Raw genomic sequence first — 4,581 nt, forward strand, 5'->3', positions numbered from 1 at the left:
GTGCAGTAACACCATCAACGCTACCGGCGATTCAGCCTTTGTGTGCGGTGTAGGAATTCGACACACCAGCAACACTGTTAGCCTCTGAGATGAGTTGGCCCGATTGAAAGGACAGCCGTGATCCTGAAAACCCTCGTTACCGGCATGGCAGCAGCCGCCGTCGTAGCGGCAGCAGCGGGTGGTGTGACTTCCATTGCATCGAACGCGAGCTCGGGCGCGCCGTCGGCCATCGAGCCGGTCGTGATGGGCATCCCGCTCCCGCAGGCACCAGCGCCAGATCTCCAGGCGCCCCTGTTGCAGACCCTGAACGGTTTGGCAGGCGGTGGCTCCTTCGCAGGCGCCAAGGCCACCTACATCGAGGGCGGTCTGGGCCGAATCGAAAGCATCGCCGCGGACCGCGAGTACAGCAAGGCTGCGGCCAAGGGCCTGTTCCCGCTGAGCTTCGTCGTCGCCGACGTCGATTCGGACGGCGGGAGCGCGACCGCGAACGTGACCGCCACGGCGAACAACGGCGTCAGCCAGAGCCAGCCCGTCACGTTCATCGCCGGCCCGAGCCCGACCGGGTGGCAACTGTCGAAGCAGTCCGCCCTGTCGCTGTTGTCATCGGCAGGCTGACCAGCTTCCCGACTGAGTCCCGTCCGGTGCGCAGCACCCCAGCAGCCGTCCTGAGCGCCGTCACCCTGGTGGCGGCGCTCGGGCTTGCCGGGTGTGCCGACGAACCTCGTTCGGCTCCACCGCCGAGTCAATCCCCGGCGCTCGATACCTCACTCCCGTCCACGCCTGCGCCCGCTCCCCTGCCCCCGGCCGATCAGTTGACGGGCGTGCTCTACCGACTCGCGGACACTTCGATTCCCGCAGAGCAAAAGATCGCATTGGTGCAGTACGCCACCGGCGTCGACCAGGCCGCGCTGGCCAACTACGGCGAGGCGCTCAAGGCCAGTGGATTCGACCCGCTCACCGTCGACGCAGAGGATCTGGCGTGGTCGGGAGAGCCTGGCCACGTCGTCGCGACAGTCACGATCGGCTCGCCGAATCCCCAGGTGAAGCCATTCACGTTCCCCATGGAGTTCACTCCGACACGCGACACGTGGCAGCTCAGCAAGCGCACCGCCGATCAGCTGCTGCCCTTGGTGGATGCAACGCCGCCGACCCGTTAGGGCATTGGCCTCTTGCGGCGATACGGCGCTGGCGTCACGGTGCCCGGCGCGAGCTTGCGGGCGCTGACCAGGAACGCCGTGTGACCGCGCATCGAATGTTGCGGGCGCACCGCGAGGCCGACGACGTCCCAGCCGCGCTGAAGCGACTCCCACGCCCGCGGCTCGGTCCAGCACAACTGCTCACGCATGGCCTCGACCACCCGCGACAACTGCGTCACCGTCGCCACGTAGACCATCAGCAATCCGCCCGAGACCAGGGCCGCCGCCACGGTTTCGAGCACCTCCCACGGCGCCAGCATGTCGAGCACGGCCCGATCGACCTCGGGCCCGTCGTCGTAGTCGTTGAGGTCGGCGATCCGTAGGTCCCAGTTCGGTGGCCGCTCCCCGTAGAACGTCGTCACGTTGCGCTCCGCATGCACCGCGTGGTCCTCACGCAGCTCGTAGGACACCACCGCGCCCTCGGGGCCGACGGCGCGGAGCAGCGAGCAGGTGAGCGCCCCGGAACCAGCGCCTGCCTCGAGAACGCGGGCCCCCGGGAAGATGTCGCCCTCGTGCACGATCTGGGCGGCGTCCTTCGGATAGATCACCTGCGCCCCGCGGGGCATCGACAGCACGTAGTCGATGAGCAAGGGACGCAGCACCAGGAACGGGTCACCGTTGGCCGACTTCACCACGGAGCCCTCCGGCTGCCCGAGAACGGAATCGTGGGTAATGGCGCCGCGGTGGGTGTGGAACTCACCGCCGGGCGCGAGCACCATGGTGTAGTGCCGCCCCTTGGCATCGGTCAGCTGGACACGATCGCCGACGTCGAACGGACCGGTGCGCTTCACAGCCGTTCAGCCTGCCAGCAGACCTGCCGGAGCTGATGCTTGGGGTTGTCGGACGGCGAACCTACGCTTGCCCCATGAGCGACGACCCGGCTGCGGCAACGAGCGCACCCGGTACACCGGGCAGGCGTCCGGCGCTCTCACCGTCGCGCGCCAGCGACTTCAAGCAGTGCCCGCTGCTCTACCGCTTCCGCGCCATCGACCGGCTCCCGGAGCCGTCGTCCGCTGCCCAGGTGCGCGGATCGGTGGTGCATGGCGCGCTCGAGCGCCTGTATGCACTCCCTGCTGCCAGCCGGGTGCCGAACACCGCGATGACCCTCGTCGAGCCCGCCTGGGAAGAGGTCGCCGCGTCGAACCCCGGGCTCGCCGACGACATGGAACCCGCCCTGCGGGCGAAGCTGCTCGACGAGGCCCGCGCGCTGGTGTCCGGGTACTACCGGCTGGAGGATCCGACGCGGTTCGACCCGGAGAGCTGCGAGCAGCGGGTGGAAGTCGAACTCTCCGACGGCACGCTGCTGCGAGGGTTCGTCGACCGGATCGACGTCGCCGCCACCGGTGAGATGCGGGTGGTGGACTACAAGACGGGCAGGGCTCCCGCGGCAACCCGTGAGCTCGCTGAGGCGAAGGCGATGTTCCAGATGAAGTTCTATGCGGTGGCGCTGCTGCGGTCCCGCGGCGTGCTGCCCGCGCGGCTCCGGTTGTTGTATCTCGCCGACGGTCAAGTGCTGGACTACACGCCCGACCTCGACGAGCTGGTCCGCTTCGAGAAGACGTTGATGGCGATGTGGCAGGCCATCCAATCCGCGGGCATCACAGGCGATTTCCGCCCGAAGCCGTCGCGCCTGTGCGACTGGTGCGCCCATCACGAACACTGCCCAACCTTCGGCGGCACCCCGCCCCCCTATCCGGGTTGGCCCTCGCCCGCAGACCACGCGGAGCCCGCGGCGTGATCGACTGTTACTACCGTCGGCTCGGAGTCGACGGAGTGATCGAGCCCCGCGAGGGCGGAAGCACCGAGACTGTGGCGACCGGGCCGCCGCTGCCACCAGATCTCAAGCGGATGACGGGACGGATCCCGGTCTGGGACCCGCCCCACGTGTTCGAGCACGAGTGGCACCAAGCGATCGTCGAGCCCGGCGTCGTCCGCTATGAACTCGAATCCGACGGCACGGGAACGCTGCTCCGGTTCAGCCACCGCGGGCTCAGCGCGCCCAACGCGACCGGTTTTGTCTCGAGGGGACGTGGCGCGAGAAGGTGGCAGCGGGTTTCACCAACTCCGGGGCCAAGAGCAGCGACAAATTGCAATCCCTGGTGTCACTGGCGGTGTTCGCCGCCCAGCATCACATGCACTGGGTCAACCTCGGACTCGCGCCGGCTGGAACAGCGCGGCCGGCAGCGAGAACGACCTGAACCGGCTTGGCTTTGGGCTGGGGGCGGGCACGCAGACCGATGTCGACGCCGATCCCGACCGGGTACACCCCGCCGACGTGCGAACCTGCGAGCATCTCGGGCACCGAGTCGCCGTGGTGACCCTGCAATTCGTAACGGGACGTCACCTCGGACCCCGCGTCGCGGTGCTGACCCCGCAAGTGGTCGCGGACAACGTTGCAGCGCAACCTAATCGATCGGTCTCAGCTCCTGCAGCATCGTCGGCACCAGCTCGCTGACCGTGGGATGGATGTGCACGGTCCGTGAGATGGCGGTGTAGGGCAGCTTCGCCGTCATCACGTCGAGGATGTCCTGGACCACCTCGTCGCCGCCCACGCCGAGAATCGCCGCACCGAGGATCTCCTCGGTCGCGGCGTCGACGACGACCTTCATGAACCCCTGTGTCTCGCCCTTCTCGACGGCGCGCCCGACCTTCGTCATGGACCGCTTGCCTACCAGTGCCTTGCGGCCAGACCTGCGGACCTCGTCGACCGTCATTCCCGCCCGGCCGAGCGGCGGGTCGATGTAGAGCGCATAGGTCGGCAGGCGGTCGCTGACCCGGCGGGGGTCGTCGTCGAGCAGGTTCGCGGCGACGATCTCGAAGTCGTTGTACGACGTGTGGGTGAAGGCGCCCTTGCCGTTGCAGTCGCCCATCGCCCAGACGTTCTCGGCGCTGGTGCGGAGTTGGTCGTCGACTTTGACGTAGCCTCGCGCGTCCGTCTCGATCCCTGCGACGTCGAGCCCGAGGTCGTCGGTATTGGGGCGCCGGCCGGTCGCCACCAGGAGATGCGTGCCGGAGACCGGCTCGGCACCGTCGCGGGGATACAGATAGAAGCGGCCGGACCCGTTGTCGTGCTTGACGATCCGCATCTGTGTTGCGCCCACGTGGACGTCGATGCCCTCGGCCTCGAGGATCTCCTGGATCGCGGCGGACACGTCCTCGTCTTCGCGCGCCGTCACCCTCGGGCCTCTCTCGACGACACTGACCCGTGCACCGAAGCGGCGGTACATCTGCGCGAACTCCAGGCCGATGTAGCTGCCGCCGATGATCACGAGGTGTTCGGGAACCACGTCGAGGTCGAGGATGCCGACGTTGGTGAGGTAGTCGACGTTGGCAAGGCCCGGGATCTCGGGCGCGATCGCGCGGCCGCCGACGTTGAGGAAGATCC

Annotated in this window: 5 protein-coding genes and 2 pseudogenes; 5 read left to right on the forward strand and 2 right to left on the reverse strand. The window is 68.0% G+C overall.

Annotated features, from left to right (window positions below):
• The first annotated feature begins 117 nt into the window (after positions 1–117).
• Entirely contained in the window at positions 118–615 is a 498-nt protein-coding gene (locus QOI01_RS34760) for an MTB12 family secreted protein (RefSeq protein ID WP_526388577.1), read from the forward strand.
• Between the two features lie 26 nt (positions 616–641).
• Positions 642–1,157, forward strand: coding sequence for a lipoprotein LppK (gene lppK / locus QOI01_RS34765; RefSeq protein ID WP_526388579.1), 516 nt, complete (start codon positions 642–644; stop codon positions 1,155–1,157).
• Here the strand turns inward: lppK and QOI01_RS34770 are convergent.
• A complete protein-coding gene (locus QOI01_RS34770; protein ID WP_526388581.1) occupies positions 1,154–1,987 on the reverse strand; it encodes a class I SAM-dependent methyltransferase in 834 nt (277 codons plus the stop codon). The genes lppK and QOI01_RS34770 overlap by 4 nt on opposite strands.
• 74 nt (positions 1,988–2,061) lie before the next feature.
• Here QOI01_RS34770 and QOI01_RS34775 point away from each other — a divergent pair, with 74 nt between their 5' ends.
• The 3 genes and pseudogenes from QOI01_RS34775 to QOI01_RS34785 all read left to right on the forward strand — a co-directional run.
• The gene (locus tag QOI01_RS34775; RefSeq protein WP_526388583.1) at positions 2,062–2,934 is read left to right on the forward strand and encodes a RecB family exonuclease; all 873 of its coding nucleotides are present in this window, start codon (positions 2,062–2,064) and stop codon (positions 2,932–2,934) included.
• A pseudogene (locus QOI01_RS34780) lies at positions 2,829–3,212 on the forward strand (SRPBCC family protein); the annotation flags it as partial. The gene QOI01_RS34775 and the pseudogene QOI01_RS34780, both read left to right, overlap by 106 nt.
• Positions 3,197–3,651, forward strand: a pseudogene (locus QOI01_RS34785) (hypothetical protein); the annotation flags it as partial. The pseudogenes QOI01_RS34780 and QOI01_RS34785, both read left to right, overlap by 16 nt.
• Here the strand turns inward: QOI01_RS34785 and QOI01_RS34790 are convergent.
• Positions 3,602–4,581, reverse strand: a 980-nt coding sequence (locus tag QOI01_RS34790; protein ID WP_526388585.1) for a dihydrolipoyl dehydrogenase family protein, incomplete at its 5' end; no start/stop codon positions are given. The pseudogene QOI01_RS34785 and the gene QOI01_RS34790 sit on opposite strands and share 50 nt — an antisense overlap.

The organism is Mycobacterium sp. (assembly GCF_032162605.1).
GTDB lineage: Bacteria > Actinomycetota > Actinomycetes > Mycobacteriales > Mycobacteriaceae > Mycobacterium.

Bases quoted from the DNA above. Each gene is read 5' to 3' on its own strand.
- QOI01_RS34775 (WP_526388583.1), top strand. From the start codon at position 2,062: ATGAGCGACGACCCGGCTGCGGCAACGAGCGCACCCGGTACACCGGGC.